Below are 19433 nucleotides of genomic sequence, written 5' to 3'. Positions count from 1 at the left end.
ATCATCGAGGAGTTCACCGGTGACGTCCCAGAACATCCAGGCGATCCGCGCGGCGTACGCGGGCTTCGCCAGCCGTGACATCGAGGCCGTGCTCGCGGTCATGCGGCCCGACGTGGAGTGGGTCCACCCCGACGGGATGGCCGACTACGGGCTCGGCGGCACGAAGCGGGGGCACGCGGGCATCCGGGAGTTCCTGGCCCGGGTGCCCGCCGTGCTGGGCGGGATGCGGCTCGACCCACGGGAGTTCGTCGAGGCCGGGGACCGGGTGGTCGTCTTCGGTACCCGCGAGGTCACCTCGCGCCGGGGCACCACGGCCGAGTTGGACTTCGTGCACTCGTGGACGATGCGCGACGGCAGGGCGGCCCGGATGGAGGACATCTTCGACACGGTGGCCTTCCACCGCCTGATCGAGAGCTGAGCCGGGCGCCGTGGCGGCCGGGCGAACCGGCCGCCACGGCGCCCCGCCGCGCACGACCCCGGACGGTCGCCCCCCTGGACGGTCACCACCCCTGGACGGTCACCGCCCGGCGCACGCGGGCCGAGCCGGCGTGCGCCGGGGCGCGTCTCCTCAGACGGAGCGCACGACCTCCTCGTACCCGAGCCGGGGGAGCCGGTCCCGCCAGGCGTCGGGGCCCGGGCGGCCGATGTTGACCACGAGCAGCGCCTGGTGCCGGCCGTCGGGGAAGAACTCCGCGGTGACGCCCTCCGGGTCGAAGCCCGACATGGGACCCGCGGCCAGCCCGGCGGCCCGCACGCCGAGGATGAAGTAGCCGATCTGCAGGCCCGCGTTGAAGCGCGCGGAGGCGGCCCGGACGGCCGGGTCGGCGAAGATCTTCTGCGGGTTGTCCATGGTCGGCACCAGGCGGGGCAGCTCCTCGTGGAAGTCGAGGTCGGCCGCGAGCACCGCCACCAGCGGCGCCGTGGAGGTCTTCGCCTGGTTGCCGCGGGCCATGTGCGGCACCAGCCGCTCGCGCGCCTCGGCCGAGCGGACCAGGACCACGCGCAGCGGCTGCTGGTTCATCGAGGTCGGTCCGTACTTGACCAACTCGTAGATAGCGGCGACCTGTTCGTCGGTGACCGGCTCGTCCGTGAAGGTGTTCGCGGTGCGAGCGGCCCGGAACAACTGGTCCTGGGCCTCCTGGCCGAGCGTGAGATGCGTGCTGGCGTCGCTGTGTACCGGTGCGGTCATGAAGGCGTCTCCTGACGGTGGCGGACGGGAGAGGAGGAGTCGGGGAGCGGGAAGGAAGCCAGCGGGCGCCCCGGGGACGTTCGGAAGACCGGCACGCATTTCATGGACTGCGCTGTCTAGTTCGCGCTCGGAGTGAAGGCTAGAGTCGGCGGTCACACGAGGGCAAGGCCGGTCACGCACGGTGGGCGCGTGCGCGTTCGGGGGCCGCGGTCGCTGTACGGCCGGGGCGCGCGGGCGTGCGCCCCGGGCGGTCGCGTGGCGGGCTCCGGTACGCGACGACGTACGGGCGGGGGCCGAGGGTGCCCGCCCGGACGGGGGAGGACGGGCGTGAGTGGGCAACGGGTGCACGGGCCGCGCGAGGGGCGCCGAGGCGGCGCGGTCGGCCGGCCGGCAGGGCGACTGGCGGCCAAGCGGGAGGCCATTCTCCAGGCGGCGGTGGCGATCTTCCTGCGCGAGGGGTACGACCGCGCGAGCGTGGACGCCATCGCGGAGGAGGCGGGCGTCTCCAAGCAGACCATCTACAACCACTTCGGCGGCAAGGAGCGCCTGTTCCTCGCGGCGGTCGAGGGCGAGCGCAACCGCGTGGCCACGCGGTTCGCGTCCCCGCCACCGACCGCGCCCGCCGGGGTGCGAGCCGGGGCCGAGCCGCCGGGTGGGTCGCCCGGCGGCGAGGGACCGCCGCCCGCGCCGGCGGCCGGGGGCGCGCGGCCCGCGCCGGGGGACGCCCGCGCCGCGCTCGCCTCCTACGGCCGGCAGGTGCTGGCCGTGCTGCTCGAAGAGCGGGCCTCCGCGCTGCGCCGGCTGATCATCGCCGAGGCCGGGCGCTACCCGTCGCTGCGGCCGGCCTGCGCGCACGGCGAGCCGGAGTCGCTCGTCACCGCGGGCGCCGACCTGCTGCGGCGGCGCACCGAGACCGGCGAACTGGCCGTCCCCGACCCGACCGGGGCCGCGCGACAACTGGTGGCCCTGCTGGTGCAGCGCGGGCTGCACGCCTCGACGTACGGGACCCAGCCGCTGGCCGAGGAGGAGGCGGCGGCGCTGTGCGACGAGGCGGCGGAGCTGTTCGTGCGGGCCTATCGGGCGTAACGCGTGCGGGCATATCGGGCTTGACTCGGGGGGCCGGGGCATAAGAGGGGGAGCCTGTTCGGGGAGGACTCCGCCTGTTTCGGGGTACATGCGGACGAGTGGCCTGTTTCCGGATGAACCCTCATAGCGTGGTGAACATGCCTGATGCCTCTCCCTCCCGCCCCGGCGCACCGCGGCCCCGGCCCGTCAGCGGCGCGCTGCTGCTGTGTCGGGCCGACCCGGACGACGTACGCCCGTCGGCCAGCCTGCTGCCTACGCCGCTGCTGCTCGCCCCGGCCGGCGCGGGCTGGAGCGTACTGCTGCCCGCGGAGCCCGACGGACCGACCGTCGAACCGGGCGCGGCGACGGCCGGCCCGGCCCCGGCGCGGGCCCGGCCCCGGGTGGGGCCCGGGGTCGCCGCGCTCAGCCGGGCGGGGCGGGGCGTGGTCTCCGCGGCCAGTTCCGGGGCGGTGGCCCGGGCCACCGGGCGCGGCGGGGTGGAGCGGCGGCCGGTGGTCGCGGACTCCACCGACCTCGCCGACCTGGCCCGTACGGTCGCCGCCGGCGAGCCCTGGCCGGTGCTCGGGGTGTGGTGGGGCGCCGAGGGGGCCGGGTTCACGGTCGCGTCCGGCTTCCGGCGCCCGCTGACCTTCGTCTGGCCGGCGGACGGCGCCCCGACCGGCGACGCCGAGGCCGCCCGCGCCCTGGTCTCCCGGCTCGGCCTCGACCCGGTCCTCGACGGCGCGGCCATGGACGAGCTGACCGGGGCGGCGCCGGCGCACCACGGCCCGAGCCCCGCGCCGGCCGACGCGGCGCACGCCGACCCGGACGAGGAACCTGTCGCGGCGGCCACGCGGCGGCTGATCGGGCTCGTCGCGGTGGTCTCCCGGGCGGGCCTACGGCTGCCGCCCGGGCTCACCCCCGGGGCGCCCGAACCTGAACTGCGCGCCGCCGCGCAGGCCGCCCCCGGCGCCGAGACCCTGGTCTGGCGCGGCTGGCGAGACGCCGTACGGGCCGAACTGGACAACCTGGACGCCGGGTCCCGTGGGTCCTGGCCGCGCGGCCCACGGGCCCGGGCGGTGTGCGCGGCCCAACTCGCCGTCGGCCTCCCGCTCGCGGCCTGGGGCCTGCGCCGTGGCCGACCGGGCTGGGCGCTGCTGGGCGCGCTGCTGACGGCGGACGGCGCGGCCGGCCTGGCGCGGGGCGGCCCGCGCGACGGGTGACGCCGCGCGGGCCCGCGCCGGCCGGATCACGCCGGCCGCGTCACGCCGACCGCGTCATGCCGACCGCGTCATGCCGACCGTCCCGCCCCGACCGGGCTGGCGCCGGCCCGGTCGGGGCGGGACGGGCTGCCGGCGCCGGTCAGCGCGGCACCAGCGGGATGGTCTCCTGCGGGGTCAGGGTCGGCGCGTACCGCGCGCCCGCCGTGCTCGGGCGCAGGTCCTTGTGGACGGCCCTGGCCACCGCCTGAATGGTGTTCACGCCGTCCTGCATGGTGCGGTTGTCGTGGCTGAGCACGGTGATCGTGTAGTCCTTGCCGCCCTTGCTGAACGCGCCGATGCTGTGCACCCGCCAGCCGTGCGTGGCGCGGGAGAGCCAGCCGTTCTTCACGTGGATCTTGGTGCCGCTCGGCGCGCCCGCGGGGGTGCCCCAGCGCTGCGCGGCGACCACCTGGTTCATCAGCTTGCGGACGTAGGACCGTGAAGCGTCGGTGAGCACCGTGTTCTTGGTCATGACCAGGTGCAGCAGCCGCTGCTCGTCGCGCGCCGTGATCTGGGTGAGCCCCCAGTAGCCGCCGCTGCCCGGCACCGTCTTGGTCATGCCGGCCGCGCGCAGGAAGTTCTTCACCCGGGTGACGCCGAGTTGCTTCCACAACGCCGTGGTGGCGTCGTTGTCCGACTTGGTGATCATGGCGGTGGCGAGCTTGGTCTCGCGCTGGGTGAGCGAACGCCTGGACTTCTGGGCGTCCCACAGGAGGGTGCCGAGCACGGTCACCTTCACCACGCTGGCCGAGTCGTACTTCTGGTCGGCGCGCAGCGTGCACACCGTGCCCGTGCTCGGGTCGCTCAACGCCACCGCGGCCGTCGTGCGCCGGCCCTTCAGCGCCGCGTCGACGTCCTTGGCCAGCTTGGCCGCGAGCCCCGCCTTCTTCGAGGTGCACACGGTCTTCGGCGCCGCCGCGGCGGCCGACCCGGCGCCGGTGGCCGGTGGTACGAGCACGCCCGCGGCCAGCGCCGCCGCGAGGGCGCCCAGGGCCGGAACGGACGTGCGGGACGTACGGCGTATTCGGTCGTGCGGCATGGTGGTCCCCCCACTGGCAGCGGCGCGCTGGGCGCCGCCCACGGCGTCTCATCGGCGCACCGGCGTGCGCCCCGCATCCAAGACGGGCCGAGGGGGTCGAAAGGTTGTGCGGGAGATGTTCGAATTTCGTGACGGGTGTGACCGCCGTGGCGGTGGAGCGCGCCGTGTGGGGCGTGGGGGCGTACGCCGGGCGCCGCCCGGGACACGTACGCCGCGCCTCGCTAGCCGCCTCGCCCCCGCGGGCGTCGCCCGCCCGCGCCGGCGGGCCGGGGGCTACTCGTCGTCCTCGTCGTCCAGTCGGGCCAACCAGGTCGCCAGCCGCTCCACCGGGATCTCGAAGTCCGGGTTGAGGTCGACGAACTCGCGCAGCCGCTCGGCGAGCCACTCGAAGGTGACCTCCTCCTCGCCGCGCCGCTTCTCCAGTTCCTCGATGCCGCGGTCGGTGAAGTACAAGGCGTGCTCCGCAAGAGACGAGAGGGGGCGATGGGACCCGGCCGCCCCGCTGGTACGGGTCCGACCGTCGCCCTCCAGGATAGGCGCTGCCCCGCACCGCCCCCGGGCCCCGCCCCCGCCCCGGGCCTCCCGCCCCGCCCTCGCCCCCACCGAGCTCCCGGCCCGCCCGGCACCGCGCGTGCCGGCCCGCGCCCCGCCCCGGCCGCCCGGTCGCGGTGACCGACCCCGGCCACCCGCCCCGGCTGCCCCGCCCCCGCGCCCCGGGGCTTCCCGTCCCCACTCGGCCCCCGCTCCGTCCCCGCGCCCGGCTTGCGCCGGCGCCCGTCGGAGTCGGGCCCGCCCCCCGTCCGGATGCCGTGCGTCCGGCCCCTCGCGCCGCACCCACCAGGCGGCTAGCCTTTTCCAACGGCTGGGGAGCGGGGGCGACATGAGCGACGACATCACCCGTGTCGAACTACCGGATGGCACACCGGTATGGGCGCGCATTTCAGGCGCGGAGGAGCTCACGGGGGGCGCACGGGGAAGTTATGCGGACACCGGGATCGCCGATCGGGTGTTGGCGCGGATGGAGAGCCTGGACGCGCTGATCACCGGCGTCTCGCGGTCGCTCGCCGACGCGCTGCGCGAGGCGCGGCCCGACCAGGTCACGGTGTCCTTCGGTATCGAACTCACCGGCCGCGCCGGCAAGGTCGTGGGGCTGCTCGCGGACGGCGAGGCCAAGGGGGCGATCACCGTGTCCCTGACCTGGGAGGGCGGGCCGCCGGCCGACCTCGGCTCGGGCGGGTGAGGAGGGTGAGCACCGGGGGCGCACACGACGCCGACGTGGACCCCTTCGAGACCCTGGCCCCCCTCATCGCCGCGGCGACGGTACGCATCCACGCGCCGGGCCCCGGGTATGCCCCGGACGGGCCCGCTCCGCGGCCCTGGGGCAGCGGCTTCTTCATCGCCCCGAACTGGGTGCTCACCTGCGCCCACGTGGCCATGCGCGGAAGGGGAGGCGGGCGCGAGGTGGGGCTGAGCTTCGGCGGGCGCACCGTGCCCGGCGTCGTCGAGTGGGCGCAGCCGGAGACGAACCCGGCCGGCGGCCTGTGGCCCGCGCCCGACCTGGCCCTGATCCGCATGCTGGAGCCGGCGCCACACGGCTGCGTCTGGCTCTCCGAGCGGACCGCGAAGGTCTTCACCCGTAAGGAAGTCGCCTTCTTCGGCTGCACCGAGGAGGACGGCGAGATCGAGGACATCAGCGGGCGCTGCACCATCAGGGGCGAGCTGGGCACCGACGGCCGGCTCAAGCTCGGCAACGAGGACGAGATCCCCGAGGGCTGCTCCGGCGGCCCGCTGGTGGACCTCGACCGGGGCGAGGTCATCGGCGTGCTCAAGGCCCGGCGCGGCAACGGCCGGGACGGTGGCCTGGCGATCTCCGTCGTCCAACTGCGCCGACTGCCGTCCCCGGCCGGGCCGGTGCTCGACGAGCGCCACGACCTCTACCAGCGCGTGATGCACGCGCACGACCGCTACCACGCGGACCAACACCGCAACGACCACGTCGGCCGCGCCACCTGGACCGACGGCCTCAGCGAACTGCGGGCCACCGCGAGCCGCGCGCTCACCCCGGGACAGCGGGCCGAACTCCTCGGCCTGATCGCCGAGTTGCCGCCCCCGGTGAGCGCCCGCAGCCTGGACGAGCTGGTGACCGGCCTGCGCGGGCAGTCCTACGAGGGGCGGCTGCCCGCGCCGCGCGGCTGGCGCGACGGCCTCGGCCTCCTGTACGACCTGCGGCAGGGCCGCAACGAACTGGAGGCCCTGCTGCGCTACGCGGTGCACGTGGCGACCGCCGACCGGCCCTACCCCGCGGCGCCCGGCACCGAGCGCGCGCTGGGCGACTGGGCGGCTCGGGCCGCCGCCGACGCCGAGTTGCCGCGCGCCTTCCGCAACGCGCTCAGCGGCGAGCGGGCCGCGCGGCTGCGGCTGCGCCGGGACGCGGCGTCCGCCGAGGTCACCCACTCCCGGCCGGGCCCGCACGCCTTCGACACGCTGGGCGCGCGCCCGCGCGAGGTGGCCGCGGTCGGCCGGGCGCCGGTGACCTCGGAGACCGTCGCGCGTTCGCACACCCTGTTGGAGATCATCCCGCGCGGCTGGGAGCGCGGCAGCTACGACTGGCGGGTGTGTGTGGCGCGCCCGTCGGGGGAACTCGTCTCGGTGGACGAGGACTTCGGCATCCGGGGCCTGGACGCGCCGCCCGAGCGGCTGCGCGCGGCGCTGGCCGAGTCCTTTCGGCGCGGCGACGAGCCGAGCCGCCCGGTGACGCTGCAAGTCGCCCTGCCGTACGCGCTGTTGGGCTTCCCCGTGGACCAGTGGCGGGTGCCGCCGTTGGAGGACCGGCCGCTGGGGAGCGTGCGACCCGTCGTGGTGCGCTGCGCCGACCGCGAGCCGGCGGGCCCGGTGGGCATGGACAGGGGCGCCGGGCCGTACGACGCGGAGGTGGGGGGTGAGGCCGGTGAGGTGAGCACGCCGCGCCAGTCCCGGTGGAAGCGGGCGCACGTGGGGCCCATGCGCCCCTTCGTGCTCGACTGCGACGGCGGGCGGCCCGAGCCGGTGCCCACCGTCGCCGAGCTGCTGGCCTGGGACAGCTTCCTGCTCCCGGTGCTGTGCCGGTCCGCCGACCCGGGCGCCGATCCGGGCGCCCTACGCCAGGTGATGGACGGCGGGCACGACGTGGTGCTGTGGCGACGCGAACCGGTGGGCCGGGACGGGGTGTGCGCGGACTTCCACCGGGGCGCGACCGGCACGGTCGCCCACGCGGGGCAGGCCGACCGACTGCCCAGCACCGTCTGGCACCTGCGCGCCGACCTGGAGGACGGCGTCCCCGAGGCGTACTGGGCCGAGGGCGTCGCCCTCCTGTACGACGACCCCACGCGCCCGCTGCCGGGAACCGACCAACCGCTGGAGGCACCGTGACGACCGGCCGCACCCCGCCTTGGGCGTCCCCGCCACGCTCGACGCGTTTGAGCGATACCGTCGAGTCGAGGTCGGCGCTCCCGCCATCGACAACCGAGCGACGAGGAGCAAGCTGTGACTGTGCCTGACAGCAATCCGGACCCCGGCCCCGACGCCGCCGAGCCGCCCGAGGCCGGTGGCGGCGGTGGTGGCCGCGGCGCCCCGAGCGAGTGGCTGATCTACCGGGGCACCGGGGAGCCACACCCCGGCATCTCCGCGCTGCCCAAACCACCGCCCTGGCGCGACTTCGACGGCGCCCCGCTGGTCGAGCCGGGCCCCGGCACCGACAGCGCCTCCACCCGCAGACTCGGCGCCTACCGCCACATGGCCGCCCTGCACCGGCCCAGCGGCGAGGAGTTGGAGATCATCAACGCGGCGCTGTACCTGCGCCGCCCCCTCCTGGTCACCGGCAGCCCCGGCACCGGCAAGTCCACCCTCGCCCACGCCGTCGCGTACGAACTGGGCCTGGGCCGCGTGCTGCGCTGGCCCATCGTCAGCCGCAGCACGCTGGTGGACGACGGGCTCTACCGGTACGACGCCATCGCCCGCCTCCAGGACACCCAGATCGCCGCCAGCAGCCGCGCGGCCGGCACCGGACCGGTCAGCGTGCCCGGCGGCATCGGCAGCTACATCCGGCTCGGCCCGCTCGGCACCGCGCTGCTACCCACCGCCGGGCCGCGCGTGCTGCTCGTCGACGAGCTGGACAAGAGCGACATCGACCTCCCCAACGACCTGCTGAACGTCCTGGAAGAGGGCGAGTTCGAGATACCGGAACTCCAGCGGCTGGCCGAGCGCGAGCCCGAGGTGGACGTGCTCACCGACGACGGCGCCAAGGTCACCATCAGGGACGGCCGGGTGCGCTGCCGGGCCTTCCCGTTCGTCGTCCTCACCAGCAACGGCGAGCGTGACTTCCCCGCCCCGCTGCTGCGCCGCTGCATCCACCTCGAACTCGGCCAGCCCGACCACGAACGCCTGGCCACCGTCGTGCGCGCGCACCTGGGCGAGGAGTTGGCGCGCGTCGGCGACGACCTCGTGCTCCGCTTCCTGGAGCGCTCGCGCAGCGAACTCCTGGCCACCGACCAACTCCTGAACGCCATCTACCTCACGCACCACGCCGCCCCACCCACCCGCAACCGGCTCGCCGACATGCTCATCCAACGCCTCGACCGGCCCAGGTGATGTCATGCAGGACTCGGCCCCGCGGCCCCGCCGCGCCGCAGCAAGCCCGCTCGCGGACCTCATCGAGGTGCTGCGCGGCGCCGGCCTGGACCCGGCGCACGGCGAACTAGCCGACGCGCTCTGGCTCGCCCGCTACGCGCGGCCGGGCCAAGGGCCCCAGTCCACCATCACACACGCCGCCGACCCCCTGACCAGGCCCCTCGCGGCCGACGCCGACCGCGCGGCCCGGACCGGCGGCCCCGACCCCGCGGGCCCCGCCCCCGCCGAGACGCCGACGTCCGAGGCGGGCCACCCCGAACCCGGCCGGGCCGACCCGCGCCCCAGCCGCATCCACCTCTACCCGGACAGCACGCCCCGGCCCGGCGGGCCGCGGCCGACCGGCGCCAAGCCCCCGACCGGCGGCGTACCCATCGGCGTGCCCGAGGCCGCGGCCCTGCCCCGGCCCCTGGAGCTCCAGCGCGCCCTGCGCCCCCTCCAGCGCTACCGCGCCGCCGCGCCCCCGCTGCGCCGCACCCTGGACGAGGCGGCCACGGCCGACCACAGCGCCCGCGCCGGCGGCCTGGTGCTGCCCGTGTTCCGCCCCGTACTGCGCGGCGACGCCTCGCTCCAACTCCTCATGGACGCCTCGTCGTCCATGTACGTGTGGCAGCGCCTGCTGCGCGAACTGCAACAGGTTTTCGGCCAGTTGGGCGCCTTCCGGGACGTCGCGGTGCAGTACCTGCACGACGGTCCCGACGGCACGCCCGCCGTCAGCCGCCACTTCGACCCGGGAGCGGCCCCGCTGCGCTCCGCCGACCAGCTCACCGACCCGACCGGGCGCCTGGTCACCGTCCTGGTCAGCGACTGCGCGGGCCCGCTGTGGCGCAGCGGCGCCGCCCACCGACTGGCGTACCGGCTGCTGCGGCACGCCCCGGTCGCGGTCCTGCAACCCCTGCCCCAGCGCCTGTGGGCCCGCACCCGGCTGCCCGCCTCCTTCGGCGCCCTGGTCCGTGGCCAGGGCCCGACGTCCTCGGCGCCGCTGCACTTCGTCCCCGACGCCGGAGCCGCCGGCTACGGACTGGGCCGCGAGGAGCAGCGGCGCGCGGGCGCCGCGCCGGTGCCCGTGTTGCCCCCGGCGCCGGCCGCCCTCGGCGCCTGGGCCCGGCTGCTGACCGGCACCGGGGCCGGCCCCGTGGAGGCCGCCGTCGGCTGGGTGCGGGCCGACCAGGTGGCCGCCGCGCCGGCCAGGCCGCGCGGGCCGCTGTCGCCGACCCAACTCGTCAGTCGGTTCCGCGCCACCGCGTCGCCCGGCGCCGGCCAACTCGCCGTCTACCTGGCCGCCGCCCCGCTGTTCCTGCCCGTCATGCAACTCGTCCAGCGCACGATGCTGCCGGACTCCGGCCCCGCCGAACTCTCCGAGGTGCTGCTCGGCGGGCTGCTGCGGCGCCGCGAACGGGAGCCGGGCGGCGACGGCCGCTGGTACGAGTTCGCCGACGGCGTGCACGACGAACTCCTCGCCTCCCTCGGCCGCGACGAGGCGCTGCTCGTGCTCAAACACTGCTCGGAATACGTCGAGCAGCGGTTCGGCAAGGGCGGGCCCAACTTCCCCGCCCTCGCCATCGCCCAACTCTCCGTCGACGGGCAGGCGCCGGGGGCCGCGCCCGCCACCCCCGACGACGCGGACGGGGCGGGCCCGGCCCGGCCGGCGCAGCCCTTCGCCGAGGTCGCGGCCCGCGTCCTGGAGCGCTTCATGCCGGACACCCCGGCCCAGGGCGTCTCGCTCGCCCGCGAGGAGGCCCCCCGCTCGCTCGCGGTGCGCCGGGCGGCGCTGCTCATCGAGCGCTTCGAGGCCGACGGCCTGGTGCAGAGCCTGGTGGACGCCGTCCAGTTGCTGCGCCGCGCCGCCGCCCAACAGCGCGCCCTCGCCCAGGGCATCGACCCCGAGCTGTGGAGCGACCTCGCACAGGACCTGCTGCGCCTGTGGCGGCTGCGCGGCGGCGCCGACCTGCTGCGCGAGGCCCAGGACGCCGCGCAGACCGCCGCCTCCTACCCGGGCTCGGTGCGCGCCCGCACGGTGCTGGCCCGGGTGCTGCACGCCGCCGCCAGCGACCGCGGCGCGGCCGGCGACCCACGGGCGGCGCTCGACCTGTTGCGCCGCGCGGACCGCGAGTTCACCGCGGTGTGCGCCACGGTCGGGCTCGCCCCCGGCGAGGCGCTCGCGGTCACCCTGGACCGGGTGCGGGTTCTGGAGGAGCAGTGGCAACTGGGCGGCGACAGCGGGCTCCTTGAGGAGAGCGTCGGCATGCTGGAGGCGTTCGCCGACGCGTGGCCGGCGAGCCTGCCGCAGCCCAGTGGGCTCTCCCTGGCGCGCGGCCGGGCGCTGCTGCGGCTGGCCGGCGCGGCCCCCGACCGCGAGCGCGCCCGCACCTACGCCCGGCAGGCCGCGACCTCGCTGGACCTCGGGCGCGCCGGGCTGGAAGCCGAGGGCGCGCCGGCCGAGGTGCGCGCCCGGGCCGCGCTCGACGTGGTGGACGCGCTGCTGGTCGCGGAGGACGGACCGGAGCAGGCCGCCGCGCTGGTGGCCGAGGCGCTGGCCTTGGCGCCGGACCGGCCGCTGCGCGCGGAGGTCCTGGCCCGCGACGCGCGGCTGTGCGTGCGGCGGTACGAGGCGGCCGGCGCCGGGCGCGGCGACGTCGCCGAACTGGACGCGGCGGCCGAGCGGTTCGCCGAGGCCAGCCGGCTGCTCACCCGCGACCGCGCCGGCTACAGCGACCTGATCGCCGAGTGGGGCACGGTGCTCATCGAGCGCGCCGAGCGGCCCGGCGGCGACGCCTACGTCTTCGAGGCGGTGCGGGTGCTCCGGGACTGCCGCATGGAGACCCCGGCCGGCGATCCCCGGTTGCCGGAGCGGCTGATGATGCTCGGGCGGGCCCTGGCCATCCGCTACCGCGAGGCCGAGGACCTGGTGGACCTGCGCGAGGCGGAGCACCTGTTCGGGCTCGCCGCGCACGGCGCCGAGGATCCGCTGCTGCGCGCCCGCTGCTGGCTCCAGTTGGGCGAGGCCCACCGCAGCACCTACCGGCACACCCGGCGCGCGGAGCGGCTCGACCAGGCGGCCGACGCGTACCGGCGGGCCGCGGAGGCCGCGAGCGCGGCCGGCCCGGGCCAGGGCCCGGCCGGCGCGGAGGGCGCCCCCGTCAACCCCGAGGCGGCCCGGCTGGCGGCCACGGCGCACCACTGGCGCGGCGTCGTCTACGAGACGGGCCAGCGCCCCCGGGCCGCGCGCACCGCGTACGAGTCGGCCCTCGCGCAGTGGCGCGCGCTCCCGGACGGTGGCGGCGCGCTGGGCCGGCGCACGGCCGAGCGCCTGGCGGACCTCGCCCGCGGCCGATAGCAACCCCTGCCGTAGACGCGGGTGTTTCCAGCACCACCCGTCGGGGAATGCCCGGTGGGCCGTGACGCGGGGAGGGTGAGGCTGACATGAGCCGGGACAGCGCTGCACACGAGGGAACCGCACAGCACACGGACCAGGCGGACCGGGCCGGGGCCGGGGTCGGGGCCGAGGGATCGGCGGGGCCGCTGCCGGACGTTCTCGGCCTCGATCTGGCGACGCTGCGCACGCTGGAGCATCCCGTCCTCGACGAGGTGCTCGGCGACCTGCGCGACCGGGTGGCCCAACCCCGCGAAATGCTGTGGGCGTTCAACAGCGCCTGCTGATGAGCCTGCTGACGCGCCTACTGATCTACGCCGCGACGGGGGCGCCCGGCCGGCGCACTCGCCCGGCGATCCCGAGCGCCGGCGCGCTTTCCGCGCCCGGGCGCACCGGACCGCGACCGGCGCCCGAGCCGGACCCGGCCGCGCTCCGTGGCGCCGCCGCGTGCCCCGGCGTACGCCTGTGACCAGCCGCGTTCGTCGCGCGGCGCCGCCCGGCCGCCCCCGGGCATGCTTTCGGCCCGGCCGCGCGGGGTAGTGGACAAAGGGGTGTCGCCGGGGGCGGCGCCCACCGCGCGCGGGCCAACGGGCGGCGTGCGCGGCCGAGTCGGAGCGCCGTCCAGGCGGCGCCGGTGGGGCCGGGGACGGCCGCGGGGCTGGCGCGGCGTGCGCGCGGCGCACCGCGGCGCGGGCCGTGCTCGGTGGGTGTGTGGGGTGTGGTCGGTGCGCGGTCGAGGTGGCGGTGGGGTGGCGCCGGAGCGCCCAGCGGGACGGTGAGGGGGATGAGGAGCAGTGCAGGGAGCGGCGGGGGAGCGGCGGCCCGTATCGACCGCGGCCACGGCCCCACACCCAGCGGCCACCCCCGTGCCCGCTCCGCGCGCCCCCGCCCCGCGCGCCCCCGCCCAGCCCCCCGCCACCGACCGGTCCCCGGCCCCCGACGCCCGCGCCGGGCCCGCTGCCGCCGGGGCGCTGCGGGTCCCCTTCCGGCAGTTCATCCTCAAGGTCAACGGCCGGTGCAACCTCAACTGCCGCTACTGCTACCTGTACGCGGGCCCGGACAGCGGCTGGCGCCACCGACCGGCCGGTGCCAGCGACGCCGTGCGCGCGCGAACCGCCCACCGCATCGCCGAGCACGCCAGCGCGCACGACCTGAGCGAGATCTCCCTCGTCCTGCACGGCGGTGAGCCGCTGCTCGCCGGGGCCGACGCGCTGGCCGCCACCGTCGAGCGGGTGCGCGCGGCCGTGCCCGCGAACTGCGCGGTGCACGCCGTCATCCAGACCAACGGCACCCTGCTCACCGAGGCCGGCCTGCGCACCCTGCGCGCCGCCGGCGTCCGTGTCGGCGTGAGCCTGGACGGCGGCCTGGAGCGGCACAACCGGGAGCGGGTCGACCACGCCGGCCGCCCGTCCTGGACGGCCGCGACCCGCGGCCTGCGCCTGCTGGCCGGGCACCCGGACGCGTACGCCGGCGTGCTGTGCGTCGTGGACGTGGCCGGCGACCCGGCCGAGGTGTACGCGTCGCTGCTCGCCTTCGACCCGCCGATGCTGGACTTCCTGCTCCCGCACGGCAACTGGAGCGCCCCACCGCCCGGACTGACCGCCGCCGGCCTGGGCCGCGCCCCTTCGTCCGCCGCCCGCGCGGCCCCGTACGGGCAGTGGCTGGGTGCCGTCTTCGACCAGTGGTGGCGCGCGGACCGGCGTCGGGTGCGGGTGCGGCTGTTCGAGGAGTGCCTGGCGCTGCTGCTCGGACTGCCAGCCGCGACCGAGTCGCTCGGCCTCCAGCCGTTCGCGGCGGCGGTGGTGGAGACCGACGGCACCATCGAGCAGAGCGACGCGCTGAAGTCCGCGTACGAGGGCGCCGCCGCCACCGGCCTCGACGTCTTCCGGCACTCCTTCGACGACGCCCTGGCCCACCCCGGCGTCGCCGCCCGACAGGCCGGCACCGCCGCGCTCGCCGCCGACTGCCTGCGCTGCCCCGTGGTGCGGGTCTGCGGCGGCGGCCACTACGCGCACCGGTACGACGCCGGCGCCGGCTTCCGTCACCCGTCCGTGTACTGCGCGGACCTGCGTCACCTCATCGAGCACATCGCGGGCCGCGTCACCGAGGCGGCGAGCGCGTGAACGAGCCGGTCCCCGCGTGGATGCTCCGCGAACTCGGCCGGGCCGACGGCGGAGCCCGGACCCTGGGCACCCTCATCGACGGCCAACACGCCCGCCGGCTCCTGCTGTTGCGGCTGCTCCTGGACGCCGTGCGCACGGCGCCGGCCGCCGTGCTCCCGCCCGCCGCCGCCGCGCTCGCCCACGAGCACTGGACGCTCCTCGAAGACGTCGACCGCGCGGCCCCCGAAGCGGCCCGCGCGGCCCTGTACTACCCGCTGGCCGGCCCCTGGGCCGAGCGCTGCGTACGCGGCCTGACCGGGCCGCCACCGCCGTCGTCGTCGCCCGAGCCGCAGCCGCCGCCACCGGCGGGCGCCGGCCGCCCCGGGCAGCCGGCCGTCGCCGCCGACCTCGCCCACCTCGGGGGGTTCGCCGTGGCCGCGGCGGCGCGCGGCGGCCGTACCTTCCGTACCCGCCTGGCCGTGCGGGCGGGCCAGGTCACGCTGCCCGCGCTCGGCGCCCTGCGGGTGCGCCCCGCCGCCCCGAGCGCCGCCCCGCCCCGCGACGCGCCCCCGGCCGCCGGCCGCCGTGGCACGCCCGCACCGCACGCCGCCCGCCCCGGCCCGTACGCCGCCGCCGGGAACACCGTGTGGGTCCAGGGCACGGACGGCGTGCTGACCGTGTCCGGAGCCGGCATCACGCCGGCCGTGCTGCGGCCCGACGGGCACGGCGGGTGGCGCTCGGACGACCCGCGCTGGCGGCCGGTGCACGCGCTGGCGGACGGCCCCGTACGCATACTCCTCGACGACGCCGACCCCTACCGCGCGGTGGACGACGAGGCCCGGCAGCACGGCCTGTTCGCCTTCGGCACGCTCACCGCTGGCCAGCGCGAGCGGTGGCGCGCGACCTGGCGCGCCGCGCTGCCCCTGCTGACCCTGGCCGGGCAGCGCCCCCTCGTGGACGCCGGCCTGTTGAGCTGCGTCATCCCCATGACCCGGCCGCCCGGTGCCGCCCGGCGCGCCGAGGGCGCCGCGCACTCCAGCGGCACCCGCCGCGAGGCGTTCGGCGCCGTGCTGGCCAGCGCGCCCAGCGGGCCCGCCACCCTGGCCGCCACGCTGGTGCACGAACTCCACCACGCCAAGCTGTCCGCGGTCAGCGACCTCACCCCGCTGCACACCGCCGGCTCCCCGCGCCGCTACTGGGCCCCCTGGCGACCCGACGCCCGCCCCTTCGACGGCCTGTTGCAGGGGGCGTACGCCCATCTGGCGCTGGCCGACTACTGGCAGCGGGTGGCGCTCGCCCCGGTCGACGCGGAACTGCGCGACCTGGCCTGGGCCGAGCACGCGCGCTGCCGCGAGCAGGTGGGGGCGATCCTGCCCACCCTGTCGGGCTCGCGCCAACTCACCTCGGCTGGCAGGGTGTTACTGGCAGAGCTGGTCGCGCTGCACACGAGGATGAAGGGCACGCCCCCGCCGGCGAGGTACCTGGCGCGTGCGGCGGCCTACGTGGAAACGGCCCGTCTCACCTGGCGGAGGCAGCACACACGATGAACTGCCCAGGGGTGAAACGCGGGTGTATGTTCCCCACACAGTGGCTGACGGGTCATCGGATGACCCGTGCGCTGTTCACATCGCATGGAGCAACACGAGGGAGACGGTCGGATGGCCGTAGTGCGCAAGTCCCCTGCTGCCGCCGAGCGGCAGCCCGTCACCATCAGCTACGCCGGCTTCAACCGCGCCTGGGCCGCCTGGATCGGTGACCGGCTCGAACGCCACGGCCACCGGGTGGCCTTCCAACGCTGGGACCCGCCGGTCGAGACGCCGCTCGAGGACGCGCTGCGCGACCTGCTGCTCGCCGAGGGGCGCGTCCTGCTCCTGCTGAGCGACTGGTACTTCCAACTCGGCCCGCGCACCCACGACCAGTGGAACCAGGCGCTGCGCGCCGTCGTCGCGCCCAACACCGACCGGTTCGCGGCCGTCACCGTCACCGACGCCGCCATGCCCACCGCGACCGCGGCCCTCAACGTCACCGAACTCGGCGTCGCCGGTCCCCGCGAGGCCGAGCGCAGGCTCCTGGCCCGCCTCGGCACCCCGTACAGCGCGGCCCCCGCCACCGCCGCCGAGCCCACGGGCCCTCGCTTCCCCCGCGACCAACCGCGCGTCTGGGGCGGCGTGCCGCGCCGCAACATCCGCTTCACCGGTCGCGAGGGCGCGCTGAGCGAGATCTACCACCAGCTCAACGGCGCCGAGGCCAGCGCCGCGGTGGTCACGCTGCTCGGCATGTCCGGCGTCGGCAAGACCCAGACCGCCGCCGAGTACGTGTACCGCTTCGGCTCCGAGTACGACATGGTCTGGTGGGTCCCCGCCGACCAGCGCGGCACGCTGCGCCAACGGCTGGCCGAACTCGCCCCCGCGCTCGGCCTGAGCGCCGGCCCCGAGTACGGCGAGCGGCTGCGCGCCGTGCACGACGCGCTGCGCCGCGGCACCCCCCACAGCCGCTGGCTGCTCGTCCTCGACGGCGCCGACGACCCCGAGACCGTCGCCGACCTGCTGCCCAGCGGCCCCGGCCACGTGTTGATCACCTCGCAGAACCGGGACTGGGACGAGCACAACACCTCGCTGGTCGAGATCCCCGTCTACGACCGCGAGGAGAGCGTGGCCTTCGTCCGCCGCCGCGCGCGACGCATCTCCGCCCACGAGGCCGACCTGCTCTCCGACGCGCTGGGCGACCTGCCGCTCGCCCTCGACCAGACCGCCGGCTCGCTCAACGACTCGACCATGCCGGTCGAGGAGTACATCGAACTGCTGCGCGACGGCGCCGACATCGAGGTGGGCCTCAAGGTCGCGGCCGACTTCCCCATGACGTACTACACGGCCTTCTCGATACTGCTCAACCGGCTGCGGGAGTCCGTGCCCGAGGCGGTCGACCTGCTGCGGCTGTGCTCCTTCTTCGCCCCGGGCCCGGTCCCGCTCGGGCTGCTGCGCGAGCTGCCGGCGCGCGACCTGCCCGAGCAGTTGCGCGGCCTGATGGACGACCCGCTGCGCTGGACGTCCTCGATCAGCAAGCTCGTGCAGTACTCGGTGGTGCGCACCGAGAACCCCGAGGACGGCACCGACGAGCCCACCGCCGGCACCGAGGTGCTGCACCTGCACCGCATGGTCCACCAGACCGTGCGGGCCGGCATGCCCGAGGAGGACCGCGCCGAGTACTCCCGGGTCGCCCGCCGGGCGCTGGCCAACTCCGACCCGGGCCGTCCCACCGACACCCGGCTGTGGCCCCGGTACGCGGAACTCGTCCCGCACCTGGAGGCGTCCGGCTCCTACGTCAGCACCCACGGCGCCGTGCAGCGCCTGGTCCTCAACTGCCTGCGCTACCTCTTCCTCAGCGGCGAGTACCGCACCGGGCTCCAGATCGCCGAGCGAGTCACCCCGAAGTGGCACGAGCTGCTCGGCCCCACCCACCCGCGCGTCTGGGACCTCGCCTACCACCACGTCAACCTGCTGCGCTCGGTCGGCCGGTACGCCGAGGCCGAGCAGCTCGACCGGGCCGCCGCCGACCACCTGCGCGCCGAGCGCGGCGAACACGACCTCGACCTGCTGCGCGCGGTCACCGGGCTCGCCGCCGACCTGCGCGCCCTCGCCCGCTACGACGAGGCGCTCGACCTCCAGCAGTCGGTGCTGCGCGAGTACACCGAACTCGTCGGCGAACAGGACTCGCGCACGCTGGGCGCGCTGAACAACCTCGCCGTCTCCTACCGCGTCCTCGGCCGGTACACGGAGGCCCTGGAGATGGACCGGCGCGCCCTGGAGGCCCGCCGCGAGCACCTGCGCCCCCGGCACAACTGGACCCTGTTCTCCGAGATCAACTACGCCTGGGACCTGCGCCTGCTCGGCCGCTACGAGGAGGCCATCTCCATCCAGGAGCCGAGCGTCGAAGTGCACCGGGACGTGATGGGGCCCGACAACCCGCAGACGCTGCGCGCCGAACACAACCTGGCGATGTGCCTGTACCGACAGGGGGACCGCACCCGCGGCATCACCCTGCTCGGCGACGTGTTGGAGCGCTGCGAGCGGGTGCTGGGCGACACCGACCCGCTCACGCTGATGGCCGCCTCCAGCTACGGCTGCATGCAGCGCGAGCACGGCGACCTGGACCTGGCCCGGGGGCTGGGGGAGCGGGTGCTCGGCCGCTACCGCGAGATGCTCGGCCCCCGCCACCCGTACGCCGTCGGCAGCTCCGTCAACCACGCGCTGGTGCTGCGCGCGGCGGGGGAGCGCCAGCCGTCGGCGATGCTGATCGAGGAGGCGCTGGCCACCATGACCGCCGCGGTCGGCGAGCGGCACCCGTGGACGCTGGGCATCGCCCTCAACGCCACCGCGACCCGCAACCTGATGGGCGACCCGGAGGGCGCCGCCGAGCTGAGCCGCAGGACCAGCCACCTGGCCGCCGAGGTGCTGGGTCCCCAGCACCCGCTGGCGCTCTCCTGCCAGGTGGCGCTCGCGGCCGACCTGCGCGTGATGCGCGACCGGCAGCAGGCCGAGAAGGTGGAGGAGGCGGCGCTGAGCGCGCTCTCCGACACCCTCGGCTCCCAGCACGTGCACACCATCTCGGCCCGCTCCCGGGCCAGGCCGTTCTGGGACTTCGAGAACCACGCGCACTAGCCACGCCCGCTCGACCCGACCGTCCTGAACCGACCCGGACCGTCCCGGACCGACCCCGGGCCACCCGCCGCCCCGCCCACCGA

Annotated in this window: 14 protein-coding genes; 11 read left to right on the top strand and 3 right to left on the bottom strand. The window is 76.6% G+C overall.

The window, feature by feature from the left end:
• Positions 1-19: 19 nt before the first annotated feature.
• Positions 20-418 carry a nuclear transport factor 2 family protein gene (locus AC3CHW_RS09935; RefSeq protein ID WP_187061235.1) on the top strand — a complete coding sequence of 133 codons (399 nt, stop codon included), beginning with the start codon at positions 20-22 and terminating at the stop codon, positions 416-418.
• A 150-nt stretch (positions 419-568) separates the two neighbouring features.
• On the opposite strand, the gene AC3CHW_RS09930 is transcribed toward AC3CHW_RS09935, so the two are convergent.
• Complete coding sequence (locus AC3CHW_RS09930; RefSeq protein ID WP_488470204.1) at positions 569-1189, bottom strand: malonic semialdehyde reductase; 621 nt, start codon at positions 1187-1189, stop codon at positions 569-571.
• Positions 1190-1516: 327 nt separating this feature from the next.
• Here AC3CHW_RS09930 and AC3CHW_RS09925 point away from each other — a divergent pair, with 327 nt between their 5' ends.
• A complete protein-coding gene (locus AC3CHW_RS09925; RefSeq protein ID WP_488470203.1) occupies positions 1517-2275 on the top strand; it encodes a TetR/AcrR family transcriptional regulator in 759 nt (252 codons plus the stop codon).
• Between the two features lie 137 nt (positions 2276-2412).
• On the top strand, positions 2413-3477 hold the full coding sequence (locus tag AC3CHW_RS09920) for a hypothetical protein (protein ID WP_488470202.1): 1065 nt from the start codon (positions 2413-2415) through the stop codon (positions 3475-3477).
• 139 nt (positions 3478-3616) lie between these two features.
• On the opposite strand, the gene AC3CHW_RS09915 is transcribed toward AC3CHW_RS09920, so the two are convergent.
• Entirely contained in the window at positions 3617-4555 is a 939-nt protein-coding gene (locus tag AC3CHW_RS09915; protein ID WP_187061231.1) for a serine hydrolase, read from the bottom strand.
• Positions 4556-4828: 273 nt separating this feature from the next.
• Positions 4829-5008 carry a DUF6104 family protein gene (locus AC3CHW_RS09910; RefSeq protein ID WP_176164035.1) on the bottom strand — a complete coding sequence of 60 codons (180 nt, stop codon included), beginning with the start codon at positions 5006-5008 and terminating at the stop codon, positions 4829-4831.
• Positions 5009-5435: 427 nt separating this feature from the next.
• Between AC3CHW_RS09910 and AC3CHW_RS09905 the strand changes: the two genes are divergently transcribed.
• The 8 genes from AC3CHW_RS09905 (at position 5436) to fxsT (ending at position 19350) form a co-directional block, all read left to right on the top strand.
• Complete coding sequence (locus AC3CHW_RS09905; RefSeq protein WP_222624649.1) at positions 5436-5795, top strand: CU044_2847 family protein; 360 nt, start codon at positions 5436-5438, stop codon at positions 5793-5795.
• A 5-nt stretch (positions 5796-5800) separates the two neighbouring features.
• Positions 5801-7963, top strand: a complete 2163-nt coding sequence (locus AC3CHW_RS09900; protein WP_488470201.1) for a VMAP-C domain-containing protein — start codon at positions 5801-5803, stop codon at positions 7961-7963.
• 213 nt (positions 7964-8176) lie between these two features.
• Positions 8177-9181 carry an AAA family ATPase gene (locus AC3CHW_RS09895; RefSeq protein WP_222624650.1) on the top strand — a complete coding sequence of 335 codons (1005 nt, stop codon included), beginning with the start codon at positions 8177-8179 and terminating at the stop codon, positions 9179-9181.
• Between the two features lie 4 nt (positions 9182-9185).
• Positions 9186-12554 (top strand): SAV_2336 N-terminal domain-related protein, encoded by a 3369-nt coding sequence (locus AC3CHW_RS09890; protein ID WP_488470200.1) that lies wholly within the window; start codon positions 9186-9188, stop codon positions 12552-12554.
• Between the two features lie 86 nt (positions 12555-12640).
• Complete coding sequence (fxsA, locus tag AC3CHW_RS09885; RefSeq protein ID WP_488470199.1) at positions 12641-12877, top strand: FxSxx-COOH cyclophane-containing RiPP peptide; 237 nt, start codon at positions 12641-12643, stop codon at positions 12875-12877.
• Between the two features lie 579 nt (positions 12878-13456).
• A complete protein-coding gene (locus tag AC3CHW_RS09880; protein ID WP_488470198.1) occupies positions 13457-14713 on the top strand; it encodes an FxsB family cyclophane-forming radical SAM/SPASM peptide maturase in 1257 nt (418 codons plus the stop codon).
• Positions 14710-16239, top strand: a complete 1530-nt coding sequence (locus tag AC3CHW_RS09875; RefSeq protein WP_488470197.1) for an aKG-HExxH-type peptide beta-hydroxylase — start codon at positions 14710-14712, stop codon at positions 16237-16239. Before AC3CHW_RS09880 ends, AC3CHW_RS09875 begins: the two co-directional genes overlap by 4 nt.
• 111 nt (positions 16240-16350) lie before the next feature.
• On the top strand, positions 16351-19350 hold the full coding sequence (gene fxsT, locus AC3CHW_RS09870; RefSeq protein ID WP_398609225.1) for an FxSxx-COOH system tetratricopeptide repeat protein: 3000 nt from the start codon (positions 16351-16353) through the stop codon (positions 19348-19350).
• The last annotated feature ends 83 nt before the right edge of the window (positions 19351-19433 follow it).

It is taken from the genome of Streptomyces sp. MGP-BFMKR1, from assembly GCF_057766585.1.
This window is presented reverse-complemented; position numbering and strand designations above follow the sequence as displayed.